16 protein-coding genes and 1 pseudogene are annotated in these 16772 nt (G+C 57.5%); 8 read left to right on the forward strand and 9 right to left on the reverse strand.

The features are described 5' to 3' along the window. Nucleotides 1-38: 38 nt before the first annotated feature. The 4 genes from ACEN8E_RS14720 (at nucleotide 39) to ACEN8E_RS14735 (ending at nucleotide 2667) form a co-directional block, all read left to right on the forward strand. The gene (locus ACEN8E_RS14720) at nucleotides 39-992 is read left to right on the forward strand and encodes a diiron oxygenase (RefSeq protein WP_495588698.1); all 954 of its coding nucleotides are present in this window, start codon (nucleotides 39-41) and stop codon (nucleotides 990-992) included. A 51-nt stretch (nucleotides 993-1043) separates the two neighbouring features. Beyond that, nucleotides 1044-1466, forward strand: a complete 423-nt coding sequence (locus ACEN8E_RS14725; protein WP_495588699.1) for an MAPEG family protein — start codon at nucleotides 1044-1046, stop codon at nucleotides 1464-1466. Nucleotides 1467-1620: 154 nt separating this feature from the next. Continuing rightward, a complete protein-coding gene (locus tag ACEN8E_RS14730; RefSeq protein WP_495588700.1) occupies nucleotides 1621-1911 on the forward strand; it encodes a hypothetical protein in 291 nt (96 codons plus the stop codon). 195 nt (nucleotides 1912-2106) lie between these two features. Next, nucleotides 2107-2667, forward strand: a complete 561-nt coding sequence (locus ACEN8E_RS14735; RefSeq protein WP_495588701.1) for a magnesium transporter — start codon at nucleotides 2107-2109, stop codon at nucleotides 2665-2667. Nucleotides 2668-2699: 32 nt separating this feature from the next. On the opposite strand, the gene ACEN8E_RS14740 is transcribed toward ACEN8E_RS14735, so the two are convergent. From ACEN8E_RS14740 to ACEN8E_RS14760, 5 genes are read right to left on the reverse strand one after another with little or no spacing between them, the layout of a single operon-like run. Next, a complete protein-coding gene (locus ACEN8E_RS14740) occupies nucleotides 2700-3017 on the reverse strand; it encodes a cytochrome C oxidase subunit IV family protein (RefSeq protein WP_495588702.1) in 318 nt (105 codons plus the stop codon). A 13-nt stretch (nucleotides 3018-3030) separates the two neighbouring features. Next, nucleotides 3031-3735, reverse strand: coding sequence for a heme-copper oxidase subunit III family protein (locus ACEN8E_RS14745; RefSeq protein ID WP_495588703.1), 705 nt, complete (start codon nucleotides 3733-3735; stop codon nucleotides 3031-3033). 6 nt (nucleotides 3736-3741) lie between these two features. Next, a complete protein-coding gene (locus ACEN8E_RS14750; RefSeq protein WP_495588704.1) occupies nucleotides 3742-4434 on the reverse strand; it encodes a cytochrome c oxidase subunit 3 in 693 nt (230 codons plus the stop codon). Beyond that, nucleotides 4431-6206, reverse strand: a complete 1776-nt coding sequence (gene ctaD, locus ACEN8E_RS14755) for a cytochrome c oxidase subunit I (protein WP_495593326.1) — start codon at nucleotides 6204-6206, stop codon at nucleotides 4431-4433. Before ctaD ends, ACEN8E_RS14750 begins: the two co-directional genes overlap by 4 nt. Nucleotides 6207-6249: 43 nt before the next feature. Continuing rightward, nucleotides 6250-7728 (reverse strand): cytochrome c oxidase subunit II, encoded by a 1479-nt coding sequence (locus tag ACEN8E_RS14760; protein ID WP_495588705.1) that lies wholly within the window; start codon nucleotides 7726-7728, stop codon nucleotides 6250-6252. Nucleotides 7729-8044: 316 nt separating this feature from the next. Here ACEN8E_RS14760 and ACEN8E_RS14765 point away from each other — a divergent pair, with 316 nt between their 5' ends. Next, nucleotides 8045-8383: a hypothetical protein gene (locus ACEN8E_RS14765; RefSeq protein WP_495588706.1), complete on the forward strand. Its 339-nt coding sequence runs from the start codon at nucleotides 8045-8047 to the stop codon at nucleotides 8381-8383. Nucleotides 8384-8399: 16 nt separating this feature from the next. Here the strand turns inward: ACEN8E_RS14765 and ACEN8E_RS14770 are convergent, their stop codons facing one another. Further along, nucleotides 8400-9155, reverse strand: coding sequence for a tetratricopeptide repeat protein (locus tag ACEN8E_RS14770; protein WP_495588707.1), 756 nt, complete (start codon nucleotides 9153-9155; stop codon nucleotides 8400-8402). A 320-nt stretch (nucleotides 9156-9475) separates the two neighbouring features. Between ACEN8E_RS14770 and ACEN8E_RS14775 the strand changes: the two genes are divergently transcribed. Beyond that, nucleotides 9476-9874, forward strand: a complete 399-nt coding sequence (locus ACEN8E_RS14775) for a hypothetical protein (RefSeq protein WP_495588708.1) — start codon at nucleotides 9476-9478, stop codon at nucleotides 9872-9874. 129 nt (nucleotides 9875-10003) lie between these two features. Here the strand turns inward: ACEN8E_RS14775 and ACEN8E_RS14780 are convergent, their stop codons facing one another. Then, nucleotides 10004-10462 carry a metallophosphoesterase family protein gene (locus ACEN8E_RS14780; RefSeq protein WP_495588709.1) on the reverse strand — a complete coding sequence of 153 codons (459 nt, stop codon included), beginning with the start codon at nucleotides 10460-10462 and terminating at the stop codon, nucleotides 10004-10006. Nucleotides 10463-10632: 170 nt separating this feature from the next. On the opposite strand from ACEN8E_RS14780, the pseudogene ACEN8E_RS14785 reads away from it, so the two are divergent. Further along, nucleotides 10633-10950 (forward strand): annotated as a pseudogene (locus ACEN8E_RS14785) (cation:dicarboxylate symporter family transporter); the annotation flags it as partial. Between the two features lie 714 nt (nucleotides 10951-11664). After that, nucleotides 11665-14175 carry a putative bifunctional diguanylate cyclase/phosphodiesterase gene (locus ACEN8E_RS14790; RefSeq protein ID WP_495588710.1) on the forward strand — a complete coding sequence of 837 codons (2511 nt, stop codon included), beginning with the start codon at nucleotides 11665-11667 and terminating at the stop codon, nucleotides 14173-14175. A gap of 40 nt (nucleotides 14176-14215) precedes the next feature. Here ACEN8E_RS14790 and ACEN8E_RS14795 read toward each other — a convergent pair whose 3' ends face one another. Together ACEN8E_RS14795 and ACEN8E_RS14800 are read right to left on the reverse strand one after the other, a co-directional pair. Next, a complete protein-coding gene (locus ACEN8E_RS14795; protein WP_495588711.1) occupies nucleotides 14216-15694 on the reverse strand; it encodes a DASS family sodium-coupled anion symporter in 1479 nt (492 codons plus the stop codon). Nucleotides 15695-15724: 30 nt separating this feature from the next. Then, on the reverse strand, nucleotides 15725-16696 hold the full coding sequence (locus ACEN8E_RS14800; RefSeq protein ID WP_495588712.1) for a lactate/malate family dehydrogenase: 972 nt from the start codon (nucleotides 16694-16696) through the stop codon (nucleotides 15725-15727). Nucleotides 16697-16772 lie beyond the last annotated feature (76 nt).

The raw sequence follows: 16772 nt of genomic DNA on the forward strand, positions 1-16772 counted from the left end.
GCCCCACTTCAACTCAACCAGGGCAACAGGAGATCCGTATGAACACCATCGCTACCCTATCCGGCTCAGAGTCAGGCAACGCTGCCCGTTATGCGCGGATTGTCCGGTCATCAGAAAAAAACCAGTGGCAGATCGATCGCGATTTGCTGCAGGGCCGGTGTTTCGACTTCTCGCGCAAATTCCTGCCCGACGGGCTGTCGCAGGTCGACCGCCTGGCTTTTCTCGCCGAGCCCGAGGCACGTCTGCTCAGTCAGATTCAGGGCCGGACCTACGCGTATATCTTTGGCCTGGTGGAGCGATTTATCAGTGCCAAAATGCTCGATCAAGGTCGGGCCCATGTGTTTGACGATCAACTCGCACTCGAGGCGCTGGTACGTTTTTCCAACGACGAGATCAAGCACCAGGCGTTGTTCCGGCGCATGGAGACAATGATGGGTGCGCAATTGCCCGCAGGCTATCGTCAAGTGGCCGATCCAAACGACGTGGCGCGCACGGTACTGGCGGCCAGCACCTGGTCGGTGCTGGCGCTGACCTGTCATATCGAGCTGTTCGTTCAGGCGCACTACGTACAGAGCATCGCACCGCGCCAAGAGCTGTGCCCGCTGTTCAAGGACGTCTTCAAGTTTCACTGGATGGATGAAAGCCGACACGTCGTACTCGATGAACTGGAGTGGCAGGCCGAGCACGCGAAACTGTCACCGGCCGAGCGCGACCAGGGGGTGAATGACCTGATTGCGCTGGTGGCGGCCGTCGACTCAATCCTGCAGGCCCAATCGGTATCCGATGCCGACTACTTCATCGGTCATGTTTCACGATCGTTCAGTGCAGATGAGACAGCGCAAATCAAAGCCGGTGTGCTGGGCGCCTACCGCTGGCAATACATTATCTCGGGCGTGCAGCATCCGCACTTTGGGCGGCTGCTGACGCACATGACAACGCCTGCGCAGATGTCCAGGATTCAGACCGCACTGGCCCCCATCATGAACAATTGATCGGCAGTGAGCGACCCACTGTGGGATAACGATCTATCGAGGAAGGCGGCCATGACCATACCGATGTGGATGCTGCTTGGGTTTGCGACCTGGACTTTGCTGCTGTTGATGGCAACCGTCGGCGTTTACCGCTGGGTCGCCATCCTCTTCTCGAGTACTCCGATCGCCTCATTCCGCAGCGACCAGCTCGAAGGCGCGGACTGGTACCAGCGCGGGACCAGGGCACACGCCAACTGCGTGGAAAACCTGCCTGTCTTTGCCGTCATCGTGTTCGTGATTTCAGCACTCGATGTCAACGGCCCGGCAGTGAACTACCTGTCCATACTCGTGCTGATCGCCCGCGTGTGCCAGTCACTGGTTCACGTATCCCATGTGCAAACCAACAGGTTCGTGGCGGTTCGGTTTACCTTCTTTTGCATTCAGTTGGTCTGTTTTCTCGCGCTCATTGCAATTGCCGCCTGTTACGGCGCCTGACACCTTCAGCGATCGGCAGATAACGGCCAGGAGTGGCCGGTGGTCGTTGCACTTCGATTGTCGCCGGCGTTTGGCTAAGCTTATTAAATCAGGACGAACTCAAACTTGAGTGATTGCGGCAATCAACGGATCGTTACTCCCCAAGGAGACGACCATGTATGCGGTTATACGAACCTACCTGGGAACGGGTGCAAAACAGCTTTTCGAGCTTCTGGAAGAGCGTAACGTCGACATCGAGGCCACCCTGCGCACAGTGCCCGGCCTGGTGAGCTACACACTGCTCAATACCGGTGACGGTGGTACGTCAGTGACTGTTTGCACGGACAAGGCCGGCAGTGATGCGAGTTCGAAAGTCGCGCGTGAGTGGATTCAGAAAAACACCTCGGCTATCCGCGCGAACCCGCCGATCGTAACCGAGGGTCCGGTCATTGTGCAGATCAACTAGCGTGCGCCCGCTTGATCTCACGACACTGGCAGTGTCGCAAGTTACCGACCGGTCCGCCTGCCGGCGAGTGCTATAATTCGATCAGATTGCACAAAGTGTGCAACGTTACCCTTGGTACAGATAAAGACTGCAAATACTGGTCAACAGCTGCCTGACAGAGGAGGTCTACAGCATACTCTAGACGGGAGGTGTGGCATGAATCGGCACTATTACATCAGTGACAATCTCAACGATCTTGAAAGCGTTGAATATGAACTTGAAGCCAGTGGCATCAATTCCGAACAGATTCATGTACTCAGTGAAAAAGTTGCTGATGTTGAACAACATCACCTCCACGAGGTTAACTCGTTAATGGAACAGGATGCTGTTCACTCCGGTGAAATTGGTGCGGTGATCGGTATACCCCTCGCAGCGCTGGTCCTGCTTGGCGCCTATTGGATGGGCTGGACCGAATCCGCCGCAGGCTGGATGCCTTTCATCTTCCTTGCCATTGTTATTTTGGGTTTCTGCATCTGGGAGGGCGGTTTTTTCGGGTTCCAGGTGCCGAACACTCACTTCCGTAATTTCAGCCAGGTGGTAAAAGAAGGCAAACATATCTTCTTTGTGGATGTTGAAGCGAACCAGGAGTCGATACTGGACCAGGTCATCGGCCATCATCCGAAGCTGATGCTCGCCGGCACCGGAGCTGCAGCGCCCCACTGGACTGTGGCCTGGCAGCACAAATGGCATCAGTTCAAACGAGTGATCTCGGGGTAGCGCCCGCGGGCTCAAGGCCATCCGAAAGCGGCTTATTGACCGAAAAAGATGACCCGACTGAGGAACACATAATCCGCCTCGGTGGCCATGAGTCCGACGAGCACCAGCAGACACAAGGGTGGTATCAATATCGCGTAGACCATGGCCAACCGTTCCCAGGCCATGTGCATGAAGATGGAGACAATCAAACCCGCCTTCAACAACATGAACGTGATAATCAGGAACCACCGTAGGTAACCATGGAAGTGGAAATAGTCGACAAGGTACGACATCGTGCTGAGGACGAATAACAGCCCCCATATCTTGAGGTACAGACTGATTGGATGTTGCTGACCCTGAGCATGTGCCATCACTCGTGCTCCTCTACCACAAATAGAAGAAAGCAAAAATAAACACCCACACCAGATCCACGAAGTGCCAGTAAAGCCCGGCTATCTCGACGTTCTGATAGTTACCGGAGCGGTCATAATCTCCGCGCAATACTTTGCGCGCGACAATGCTGAGATAAATGGCGCCGATTGATACATGCAGCCCGTGAAATCCGGTGATCATGAAGAAGCTGGCGCCAAATTGCGCGGCGCCCATGGGGTTTCCCCAGGGACGCACGCCTTCTGCGATGAGCTTGCTCCATTCAAACGCCTGCATGCTGACGAACGTCACGCCCAAGGCCGCGGTCGCCAGCATCAGGGCCGTGGTTTTCGCGCGATCACGGCGATAGGCGAAGTTGACGGCCATGGCCATGGTGCCGCTGCTGCTGATCAGCACAAAGGTCATGATGGCGATCAGAATAAGCGGGATTTCCCTGCCGCCGATCGTCAATGCAAACACTTCACTGGGGTTCGGCCAGGCGCTGGTGATGGTCATGCGGACCGACATGTAGCCGGTCAGAAAACAGGTGAATATGAACGTGTCGCTGAGCAGGAAAATCCACATCATCGCCTTGCCCCAGTGGACCTGCTTGAAGGCCTCTTTATCCGAGGACCAATCGCTGGCGATGCCTGCCCATCCCGGTGCAGGCGGCAAGCCTTGTGGATTGGACTCGACTGGGACGTGCGGATGCGATGCCATGGTTTTTCACCTCAGGCCGCAGAATCTGGCGATGGCTTCATAGGTTTGTGGCGTGCTGGTCAGCAGCGCGAACAGCAAGAACCAGAGACCCAACAGGTAATGCCAATAGATGGCACAGAGTTCTATGCTGGCGCTCAATTGCGGCAACGGCACATGGCGCAGGAATTTAGTGACGGTCCTGGCCCAGGCGATCAACCCGCCCAGTAGGTGCAGGCCGTGCACACCGGTCAACAGGTAGAAGAAACTGTTGGCCGGATTGCTCGCGACAAAGTAGCCCCAGGCGACAAACTGCTGCCAGACCCAGAGCTGCCCCGCCAGAAAGGCAATGGCAAACCCTCCTCCCAATACAAAACCGATGACCGTGGCGTCCATTCGAGCCCGGCGGGCGGCCATGCGCGACCACTGCAGTGCGATGCAGCTCAACACCAGGAACGCCGAATTCACCCATAGCTGCCAAGGATTGGCCAGCGGCGCCATGGGTTCTGTCAGGGGCAGCCAGTCGGCCATTTGCGAGCGGGCGATAAAGGCGAGCAGGAAGAGCATGAACAACGAACTCACCACCGCCAGAAACAAGCGCAGGGCAAACCTTGCAATGTGGTTTCTATCGCCGCCCTCGCCGGCCTGAATGCCCTCGGAATCGCGATTCCAGCTGCCGCCGGGGTCCGCGCCGTCGGCGTTCCTCAATAGCAGCCTGTTCATGGCTTGACGTCCGCGGTACTGGTTCCGGCACTGAGTTGGCGCATCTGCTCCAGTTCCTCGGCAGAGACCGTTTGCGGCACGAAATCCTGTTCTATCCCCGGCACGCTGTAGTCATAGGCCCAGCGATGTACCACCGGCAGCTTGGCGCCCCAGTTACCGTGTACCGGCGGGGTGTCCGGCGTTTGCCATTCCAGGCTGGCCGCGCCCCAGGGGTTGCTGCCTGCGGGTTTGCCTTTGAATACGCTCCAGGCCAGGTTGAACACAAACAGCAATTGGGAGGCGCCGACGATCAAGGCGACCACCGTTATGAAGGCATTCAACTCTTGCGCCGACTGCGGGATGAATGCGTAGTTTTCATAGGCGTAGTAACGGCGCGGCATGCCCTGGAATCCCAGGTAGTGCATGGGGAAGAAGATGGCGTAAGTGCCCAGGAAGGTAATCCAGAAATGCAGCTTGCCCAGGATGTCGTTGGTCATGCGCCCGGTTATTTTCGGAAACCAGTGGTAGATGCCGCCGAACACCACCAGTACCGGCGCGACGCCCATGACCATATGGAAATGGGCCACGACGAAATAGGTGTCCGAGAGCGGTATGTCCACGATCACATTGCCGAGAAACAACCCGGTCAGACCGCCGACCAGGAAGGTCACGATAAACGCCAGGGCAAACAGCATCGGCACCGTCAGATGGATGTCGCCGCGCCACAGGGTCAGTATCCAGTTATAGACTTTCAGCGCGGTCGGCACCGCGATGATCAGGGTGGTGACGGCGAAGAAAAAGCCGAAGTACGGGTTCATTCCACTGACGTACATATGGTGTGCCCAGACCACAAAACTGAGTACGCCAATCGCAATGATGGCCCACACCATCATTCGGTAACCGAAGATATTTTTACGCGCATGGGTGCTGATCAAGTCGGAGACCAGGCCAAACGCCGGGAGCGCAACGATGTACACCTCCGGGTGGCCGAAGAACCAGAACAGGTGCTGGAACAAGATCGGGCTACCACCCTGGTGATCGAGCGTCTGCCCCAGCGAGACCATCGCCGGCATGAAGAAGCTGGTGCCCAGCAGCTTGTCGAACAACATCATGACCGCGCTGACAAACAACGCCGGGAAGGCCAGCAAGGCCATGATCGAGGCCATGAAGATTCCCCATACCGAGAGCGGCATGCGAAACAAGGTCATGCCATGGGTGCGCGCCTGCAACACCGTGGTGACGTAGTTCAGCCCGCCCATGGTGGCAGCGACAATAAATATCGCCAGCGAGACGAGCATTAACACGATGCCCCACTCGACCCCCGGTGTTCCCCGGGCAATCGACTGCGGCGGATAAAGCGTCCAGCCCGAACCGGTGGGGCCGCCGGGGACAAAAAAACTGGCGAGCAACACCACGACCGCCACCAGGTAGAACCAGTAGCTGAGCATGTTGACGTAGGGGAAGACCATGTCGCGGGCGCCCACCATCAGCGGGATCAGATAGTTGCCGAAGCCGCCCAGAAACAGCGCCGTGAGCAAGTAAATCACCATGATCATGCCGTGCATGGTCATGGCCTGGTAGTAAGTACTGGCATCCATGAACGCCAGACTGCCGGGGAAGCCTATCTGCAGGCGCATCAAGTCGGACAGCACCACGGCGATAAGGCCCACGAACAGAGCCGTCAGGGAATATTGAACGGCTATGACCTTGTGGTCCTGACTCCAGATGTATTTGGTCAGGAAGCTCTTGGGCTCGTGCAGTGCTTCTGTTTCGGCTTGCTCCGCATAGGCCATCACGTCATCCTCCTGGCGAAGTTTCAGTGTGTTCCTGGCTGCTTTACGGTGACTTCCCTGGCTCCGCCTTGCTTGCATCCGCGTCGGCATTCGCTTTGGACTTGATAAAGGCGATCAGCGCGTCCAGTTCCTTGTCGCTCGGTTTCAAGACCGGCATGACGGCTGCATAGCCCTTGACGATCTTGGCAGAGGGATCAAGCACCGATTCCTTCAAGTAACCCTCATCGACCTTGACGCTCGTACCGTCGGCCAGGGTTTCGGTCTTGCCATACAGGCCCTGCCAGCTGGGGCCGACGCCCTTGGTGCCATCGACGCTGTGGCAGGCCAGGCAGCCAAACGACCCGGCCAGCCGCTGTCCCTGCGCCACCAGGTCTTCACCCGGGGCCGATGCTTCGCCAGTAGTGGCTTCATTGCCCTGCGGCGCAGCACCCAATGATTTGATCAGGGCGACGATCGCACCCAGTTCATCGTCAGAAAGAGTATAGGTCACCATGACCGGCGGGTAGCCCTGTACCAGGCGGGCCTTCGGATCGAGGATCGACTCTTTCAGGTAGGCCTCGTCGACCTGCACGCTGGAGCCATCGGCCATCTTTTCAGTGCGGCCGTAGAGCCCCTTCCATCCCGGACCGAGACTGGTACTGCCATCCTGGCTATGGCAGGCACCACAGCCGTATTTCTCGACCAGCAGGCGGCCTTTTTCCAGCAGGTTGTCCCGACCGGGCCGGGCAGCTGCGGTCAACGTCTGCGCAAAAGTCGGTTGGCCTTTGAGCCATTGATCGAAGACACCCTGCTCCTCCACGATCATATGGCCGCGCATGTTGTAGTGACCTACACCACAAAATTCGGCGCACAGGGTTTCATAGTTTCCGGTTTTAGTCGGCGTAAACCAAAAGTACGACACCATCCCTGGCACCATGTCCATCTTGCTGCGAATTTGCGGTACATAGAAATCGTGCAGAACATCTTTGGAACGCAGTAACACTTTCACCGGCCGGTCGAGCGGAAGATGAACTTCATTATTCATGACAAGTATATCGTCCTGCCCTGCCGGGTCCTTGGGGTCAAGGCCCAGGGGATTGGTCGAATCAACGAACTTGATATCCGATTTGCCCAACTTTGCGTCCTGACCGGCAAAACGAAAGGCCCACTGCCACTGCTGGGCGACCACTTCAAGTTCGTAGGCATTTTTCGGCACCCGGATGAAATCGTTATAAACAACCAGGCCTGGCGCCAACATCCCGGCAATGCCTATCGAGGTGACGATGATCAACCATAATTCCAGCTTTTTGTTTTCTGGCTGGTAGGCCGCCCGGGCACCCTCCTTATGGCGATACCGCATTACCGCGACGGCCATGAATACGACGATGGCAATGAAGAATATTCCGCTGATGATCAGGGTGATGAACAGGGTGGTGTCTATGGACCCCCAGTTGGACGCTGCCGGTGTCGCATGCCAGGGCGCAAGTATGTGGAATAGCACGGATGCAATAACGATTAGTATCAGGACAATTGCTATCGCCATTTGCTCTTCATCCTATTCCTGTTGTTCATTGGTTATGCAAGAGCATCGCCACTGACATCCAAGCAGGCCCGACAAATACCACCCGTCGGGGTGGCAAAGTCAGTAAGAAGTATAGAGCCATCGGCTTGTAACGTGAGGTTGGCAAGGGCCTTCCGCTTGCCAGCTATACTTGGGTTCTGATGACCGGCGGCAGCCATCGGCCTGAAGCAGCCAAAAAGAACGAACCCTGCCCTTGTGCCGTCGTCAAACATGAGTAATCGCAATGAGCAGGGACGATAGTTAATACAGTCCAGCAATCCACATGGGAGGTTTCGTCATGAGTGCCCTGACGATCGAAGGCTGGTGCAAGCCCAGCCCCGACCAGAAGTCCATCCCGATCGGTGAGATCCATTTTTACGTCGACGGCCCTCTGCATGTCCGTCTGGAGGAGGCTGAAGAGCGCTTGCAGCAGTCCCACGAGCGTGAAGCCATGGTCGATGTCGATATGGATACCATGGAATTGAACATGCCTGAGGGATACGCGCCCTTGTCCGACTGTCAGATGCGAGTCTACTTGCACCACGAACGCGGTCAGTTTCACCTGGTCGGGCACCGTGCCAGCGATGGCAGCCTGGTCTATACCAACGCAGTGTTGATCGATCAGTTGCTTGAATAGCGGCTCACCCGCAGCCTCAGCCGTGCAACAGAAAGGCTCCCGGCGGCACCCGATGGCGCAGTTTCTTGCAGCTGCCGGGTGCCGGCTGATGCCCGGGTGGGCGATCAGGAAACCAGATCCGGCATTTCCCCGGAGGCGGCAAATGGCCTCGGGGAATCACGACGTCGTCGTACGCGGGCGCTGGCTCGACGGAAGCCATTTGCGCTGCGCCTTCAGGCTGTGGCCTGTCCGCCGTCGGCGAAATCGATGCCCACGCAGCCTTTACCCGATCAAAGATGCCAGCTTGTTGCCCGGTGTCCGCAGCGGGTTGTTCAACAGGCGCCATCTGTGCCTCCTGGACCTGCTCATCCTGCCCCTTCTGTACCGCAACCAGGCCCTCACTGGCTTGCGGTGGGGTATTCGAAGCCCGGGCCTGCCGGGCCGCCTGGATCAATTGGAAGTTGCGGTTGCGTAACTCGACGTTGCTTCCAACCTGCACGTTCGAGCGCAGCGCCAATGTTTCAGCCTGTTGGTACTGCCCCTGTTGAAGGCGCAACACACCGAGGTAATGCAGCGTCGCGGGATTGTTCGGCTGAATATGCAGGGCACGCTCCAGCGTCGCGGCAGCCTGGTCCAGCTGGCCATTTTCATACTGCCGCGAGGCGGTTTCGATCAGGGTGGTAGAGGCGCGGTTACTTTGCGTGGGCGCGCTTCGCTCGGCAGCAACGGAACACTGCGACGCGACGGCGCAGAACGCCAAAAGGACACCCGGTAGAAAACTCTTGGCTGGCATCAGGGGACGGACTCGACTGATCTCGGACGGCACTGCCCGAAAACAGGCCAACAGCGCTGCTCGGCTTCTGCGATCGATACAGGGCCTCTGTTGACCTGGCCCGTGCCCTGAAGTTCCCGCTGTAAAGGCCGTCGCAACCAATTCCTCAATGGCGCCGAACACTGGAGGGCCATCGACTATTTAAACAGCGCCCCCCTAGAACTTTTCCCTGTTTATCGGTCTATGTGGATAGGCACATCCGCCCGGCGAGCGCTAACCCCCACGCTACCCGCAGCCGGATGGCCACACGTCCAATTGTCAATCAGAGGTTGTCTTCGTTCATGAAATTCCATGACCCACGGATGGTGCTCTTCGGCCTGTTCGCGCTCGCGGCAGTGGGCTCGGCATCAGCAACACAAATGAAGACCACAACCCCTGTTGTCGCACCGAAAGTCGCAGTCGCTCAGGCTCCGGTCAAGGCTGCCGACAACCCTTGGCCGACCTTGGCCAGCATGGCCGGCAAGCAGCCAGGGCCGTTGCTGGCCCATGACGACGGATACTGGCATGACGGCCGCTGGCACTCTCGCCGAGACGATTGGCGCCGAGATGACTGGCGTAGAGAACAGTGGCGTAGAGAACAGGCCCGCCGCGAAGCCGAACGCCATCGTTATTGGGAACGCCACGAGGATCGGGCCATGCGGTACCGCTACGAGGACGATCGCCGCTACTATCGTCGCTAGTTGCCAAGCCACGCCTGCACCCCTCCTCCTGCACACACAGAACGGGTGTTGCATCGACCGGTGAACTCACAGTCGGTAGCTGCCCTTTAAACTGGCAGCTCCCTGCCGTGATCCTCTTCGTTGCGGGACTCACTCCAGCAGGTCAATCAACCGATGTTCTATTGAAGTCGCCGATACCTCAAGCAACGCCAGCGTCACCGCAAGCTTGAAGCGTCGTCGCCCTGCACTGCCGGGATTGACAAACAATCGTTCCCCGCGCCATTCGATGCGCGGCTTGTGGGAGTGGCCGGTGATCACCAGCCGTACGCCTGCCTCCAGTTCGACCGGGACATCGGCAATGTCGTGCACCAACAACGCCTGCCAACCGTTGAGGTCGAAACGCAGAAAATCAGGGAGATGCCCTGCCCATGCCAGGTCTTGATCATTGTTCCCGCGCACGACATGCAGCGGCGCAATCGAGGCCAGTCGGTCAAGGACTTCCAGGGCACCGATGTCGCCGGCATGAATGATTCGCTCGCACCCCTGCAGGGCGGCAATCGCTTCGGGACGCAGCAAGCCGTGGGTATCGGATATCACGCCAACTTTCATGATGCGCTCATCGCGTTGATCAACCGCTGATGTGTTTCAGCGATTCAAAGTAGTACTGCGGCACAACGCCAAGGTGCAGATCACTGGATCTGACTCCTTGGCATTTCCTGACAACAATAAAAAATCAGGGCCCTGTCATCAAAAGAATATAAGGCAAACTCTACGTCCAAGTGCTCATCGCGGTCATCCTCGGCAAATACGGTTTTGGCTCGCTGCTCCCGCTTGGCAAACTGATGGTTTGTGTGTACCTGACCTGCGCCGAATTCGTGATCTTCGTGCTCGGGCCGATCTGCCGCTACAGCGGTTTCAGCCTGTGGAAGTTCCTCAAATTCATCAAGGAAGAACCGTTCACCGCGCTGGGCACCAGCTCCTCGGAATCGGTGCTGCCGCAGATGATTTCCAAGATGAAGAAGGCCTGCGTGTTCAAACCCGTCGCGGGGGTGATCATTCCCACCGGCTTGACCTTCAACCCGGACGGGCAGTCCCTTGTTGCCCAGCCTTGAAAAAGCCTCTCGGGCGTAAGCGTGTGGCGCTGAACGATTTAGCCAGTCTGTTGCATCGACCGGCTCAATCCACAGGTTGAAAGCTGCCGACCATCAAGGGCTGCTACCGACCTGGAGCAGTCGGCGAACAGAATAATGGCAAATTAGAAGCTATGCTTGGTCTGCTGTCGAAACTGATCAGGCAGTCCGGCAGAACGGGGATATGCTCACCCCAGGCATGCTTGCCAAGCTCTGCACGCTCGCCAGAGGCGCAGAACGAGGTTGAGGGAATTGAAAGGAACAGAACATCTGGCAAAAGTGATTGCCGACGTTCAGTTCTACAATAGAGAGCGAGGAGAATCGTTACCTGAAACGATGATGTCAAACACAACAAATGAAGATGATTTCGTTTTATCGACGAAATTTTAAGAAACTGCATCCGAGAGTAAAAATTTCACCATGAAATCAGCATCGCCAAATGCATTGCTTAGCGTCGAATAGTTGGTTGGCGTGACACTCAGGACGTAAAGCTTCGGTAGCTGTTGCTTGTCTCGGGAGCTTCGCTCACGAAAACCAGCGTGAATCCGGAACAGAGAAAAAATTTGGCTAATGCTAGGTGCGGTGTGTTCTCAGGTTCAGGTGTCGGCACAAAAGGTTAACTGGTTTCCGAATACCGCTTCTATTGGTCGATTTAGAAGGATTATGTTTGGAGATTGTGAAATGGATTTTTTCAGGAATAAAGGCGCCGCAAAGCAAACCATACCCACCAGCTCAAATAAGCCGCGCTCGACCAAATGGCACCGCATGTACTTTTTTCTTGCGGGATTCGACGTGCTGGTTGTTGTGCTGAGCGTGCTATTGAATCACCTGATCGTCGATACCTATCACCGCTCCATCAAGGCAAACCAGTCGTGGGTCCAACAGCTGTCGAGCTATTCAAAGCTGGGCAGCCTGGCTTCCACAGTCAATGCGCCGGGCAATAATGTGTTCGACACACATAATGTTGAAGCCGAATCGCGGAACATGAATGAAACCTTGCGCGCCTTCAACGAGCATTTGGCAATAGCCAGAAAACAGTTGGAAGTACGGATCGCCAATGAGGCTGAACACAGTGCAGACATACAAGCCTTTACCCTTGCATTGAGGGATGAGGTGGGTGCAGTTGATGCCGCGATGGTCGAAATGGTGAACGAGGCCTTGCTGATCTTTTCCTACTTCAGGGAGGGGCAGTCGGATAATGCCGGCAAACGCATGGCAACGATGGACAGGAAGTTTGCCCTGTTGCTCGCCTCACTCAGTACCGTGCGCGATCGCGTTGGCCTGATTCAAAGCAAGCTCCTGGAGGAGGAGCTTGAGTCGGTCGAAGAACTGCGCCGGGTCGAATACGCGATCATGGTGTTCGTGCTACTGATGGTCAGTGCAGCCGTTATCTACGGGGGCAAGATCAGGCGCGAAATGGAGTCGCAAGCAGCCGAAAGGGAAGGTTATCTGGCAGTGCTGCGCGAAAGCGAGAAGCAGGCCCGCCAGCAAGCATCGCTGCTGGACAAGGCCCAGGACGCCATTGTCGTTCACGGGATGGATAACCGCATCCTGTACTGGAACAAAAGTGCCGAGCGTCTCTACGGTCTGTCAAAGGAAGAGGCACTCGGCAAATCGGCACAGGAGTTGATCTACCAGGGTAGCGCCGCTTTCAATGCGGCCACCAACAGCCTGATAGAAACGGGTGACTGGGCGGACGAAGTTACACTTCGACGCCGGGATGGCTGCACCATCACGCTCGAAAGTCATCGAACCCTGGTGCGAGACGATGATGGCCAGCCGCAATCCGTTCTGTCGATCAATACTGACATCACCCACCGCAAGACCGCTGAGCAAGAGGTCCAGCGTTTGGCCTTCTACGATCAGTTGACCGGTCTGGCCAACAGGCGGCTCATGATGGACCGGTTACAGCATCTGCTGGCGGGCAGCTCCCGTAGCCTGCATACGAGCGCGATAATTCTCATTGACCTGGATAACTTCAAGGCACTGAACGACACGCTGGGGCATGACAGAGGCGACATGTTGCTGCAGCAAGTTGCTCTGCGCCTTTGCGGCTGCATACGCGAGAGCGACACCGTGGCTCGCCTGGGCGGAGACGAATTCGTCGTCCTGATGGATGGCCTTGATGAGAATCCTCCAGTAGCCGCTATCCAGGCCAAGGCTATTGGCGAAAAGATTCTCGACTCTCTGAACATTTCCTACCAGTTGGATGGATATGAGCACCACAGCACCCCCAGCCTCGGCATTGCGCTGTTCCAGGGACAGCTGAGCACAGTGGACGATATTATGAAGCGCGCTGACCTGGCGATGTATCGCGCCAAGGCGGCGGGCCGCAATACCATGCGCTTCTTCGATCCGCAAATGCAGGCGATTGCCACGGCACGCGCCAGACTGGAAGTAGATTTGCGCCAAGGCTTGCAATGCAACGAATTCATTCTGCATTACCAGCCGCAGGTCAATAGTGAGGGCCGTATCATTGGCGCAGAGGCACTGATGAGATGGCACAATCCTGAGCGCGGAGTCGTGTTTCCAGGCGAGTTCATTCCATTGGCAGAGGAAACGGGGTTGATTCTGCCGTTAGGCCGTTGGGCACTGCAGGCAGCCTGCACTCAGCTGGTTGCCTGGGCAAAGCATTCGGAAACCGCCCGACTGGGTATGGCTGTGAATGTCAGCGCCCGCCAGTTTCACCATCCGGACTTCGTCGAGGAGGTACTGCAAGTACTGAGATACACGGGGGCCGATCCGAAGAAATTGAAACTGGAGCTGACCGAAGGCCTGCTGATAGAGGATATGGAAAATACTATCGCCAAAATGATCGAGTTGAAAGAAATCGGCATAGGCCTTTCGCTGGATGATTTCGGAACCGGCTACTCGTCACTGTCATACCTCAAGAGCCTCCCGCTGGATCAACTCAAGATCGACCAGTCCTTCATCAGAGATGTGCTGGTTGATCCCAACGACGCCGCCATCGCCTGCGCGATTGTGAGCCTGAGCCAGATATTGGGGCTTTCGGTGATTGCAGAAGGTGTGGAGACAGAAGCTCAGCGCACCTTTCTGGTCAAGCATGGCTGCCAGGCCTACCAGGGCTTCCTGTTTTCCCCGCCACTGCCAGCCGAACAATTCGAGGAATATGTTCACGAAAGATCAATGGCGAGCACTGATTTCCCGTGGACCAAGACTGAATCGCCATAACTTCGCAGGTGCCTGGCTACTTTTCTTCTCCGGTGCCGCCTCACACATGCCCAAGCATCTGCCACCAAAGCGGGCCGACGACCAGCCAGATAACCAGGTAGATGAGGCTCATCAGGAAGCCGGTCTTCCACCATTCCCCCTGGGTGACGTAACCGGCGCCGTACATGACCGGCCCGGAACCGATGCCGTATTGGGTCAGGCAACCGTTGACGCTGCTCAGGATGCCGAGGGCGACCGCTGCAGTGAATGGCGGGATGCCGGCAGCGACCATAAGCGCCATGCAGAGGGGAAACAGGGCGCTGATATGTGCCGTGGCGCTAGCGAAGAAGTAATGGATGTACAAATAGATCGCCGCCACCAGCATATAGACAGCCAGCCTCGGGAAACCCTCCAGGTGTGCCCCGAACTCCTTGCCGAACCACGAAACCATGCCGTACTCATTGAGTTTGGAGGCCAGCATGATCAGCAGGCCGATCCAGATCATGGTGTCCCAGGCGGATTTTTCATTAAGGGCATCCTGCCAGGTCAGTACGCCGGTGATGAACAGCAATGAGACGCCGAGCGCCGCCGCCAGCGTCGCTCCGATTTTCAGGTCCTCACCGAAAATCCAGAGCACCAGCAAGCCAACGAAGATCACCGCCATGATGATTTCCTTGGCCGAGATGGGCCCCATCGCTACGAGCTCTCTCTGTGCCAGGGCCTTCGCATCGGGTGTCTGGCGAATCTGCGGCCGGACAATCCACAGCAAGGCGACCGGAATGAGGGCAAGGCACAGCAAACCGGGAACGGATGCGGCCACCGCCCATTCGAGCCAACTGATCGAGACGCCTTGGTCTGCGGCCATCTTGACCGCCAGGGGATTGCCCGCCATCGCCGTGATGAACATGCCTGCGGTGATGATGTTGGCGTGGAAGGCACAGAGGATCAGATAGTTCCCCACCTTGCCGCGCGACTCAGGGTCATCGGCATGGCTGCCGAGGACCTCCGACATCGCTCGGGTAATCGGCAGCATCACCCCACCGGCACGAGCGGTGATGCTCGGCATGGCGGGCGAGATAAGGAGTTCGGTCATGACCAGTCCATAACCCAGCCCCAGGGTTCGCTTGCCCAACAGCCGCATGAACAGGAGTGCGATGCGGTGCCCCAGTCCTGTCTTGATCACGCCTCGGGAGATAAAGAAGGCGAGCATCACCAGCCAGACGAGGTCCGTCCCCGTGGATTTGGTGACATCGGCAAAGGACACGACGCCAACCAGCACGCCCACCGTGGCGCTGATGATGGCTACCGCCGACATCGGCAGTGGGGCGGTCATGATGCCGGCGATGGTGGCGACGAACACGGCGAACATGTGCCAGGCCTTCACCTCGAGGCCAGCCGGTGTCGGCAGGAACCAGAGGATGATACCCAAGCCCAACGGCACGAGAAATTTCCAGGCATTTTTGAGATGCCCTTCCGATGGCGTCGGTTTCGCCGTGGCCGGGCTTACAGGTTGCGAATCCTTTGCGGGTAATACAGCCATGATCTGAACCTCTTGGCGGCGCTGTTCGGATTATTCAGAGCGTGCGCAATTTCCCTGACGGTCGAGCAGCACGCTGTCGGTTGCCTCTTTGACGATGCACGCACTGCGCTGCAGGGCCTCGCGCTCGATGGGGCCGAGGTGCGGATAAGCCAGTAACTGCGCACCTCGGCCATTGACCACCATCGGCAGCGACAAACACACCTCCGGTACGCCTTCGACCTCGGCATGCACGACAGCGACTGGCAGAATGAGGTCGGTGTTATGCACGATGGCCTGGCAAATTCGCCCGATCGCACTGGCGACTCCATAGTGGGTGGAGCCCTTCCCTTCCTTGATGAGCGTGGCTGCCTCGTGCACGGAGCGCAGGATCAGATCGCGGCTGGCAGGCCCCAACTCTTTACCGCTCCTGGCCAGGAATATATCGAGGGGCATGCCGCTGACCGTCGCACCGGACCAGTCGATCAACGCGGATTCGCCGTGTTCGCCGAGAACGTAAGCGTGAATCGCAGGCGCCACGACGCCCAGCCGCTCGGAGAGCAGCGATTGCAGTCGCCCGGTATCGAGGGAGGTGCCGGTGCTGATCACACGCTCGCGCGCGCAGCGCAGGCGGTCAAACACCACACTGGTCAACACATCGCAGGGGTTGGTCGCGATGACGTAGATCGCATCCGGGGCCAACGGTGCGGTGCGGTCCACAATTTCCGCGGCTATGGTCGCATTGGTTCGGGCCAGGTCCAGACGAGTCTGCCCTTGCTTCAGACCGACACCCGCAGTGATTACGATGATGTCCGCGTCGCGTGCGTTTTCGTAATCACCGGCATAGAAGCGATTGTGCCCCCAGAATGCCGCTGCGTGGGTGAGGTCCAGCATCTGCCCTTCGGCGCGTACTCGCGCGACATCGACGATGACGATCTCGGCGCTCGGAATGGCCACGGCCGCAAACAGGGCCGCTGATCCGCCAACCAATCCCGCGCCGACGATTACGATCTTGGGTTGCCGCATCGCATGCCTCCCTTCGCGCCAGGAGAATTGGACACCTTGACCAGGCATCAGTCCGTGGACAGTCAACCTTGAAGTG

This window comes from Pseudomonas sp. Pseusp9 (genome assembly GCF_059491265.1).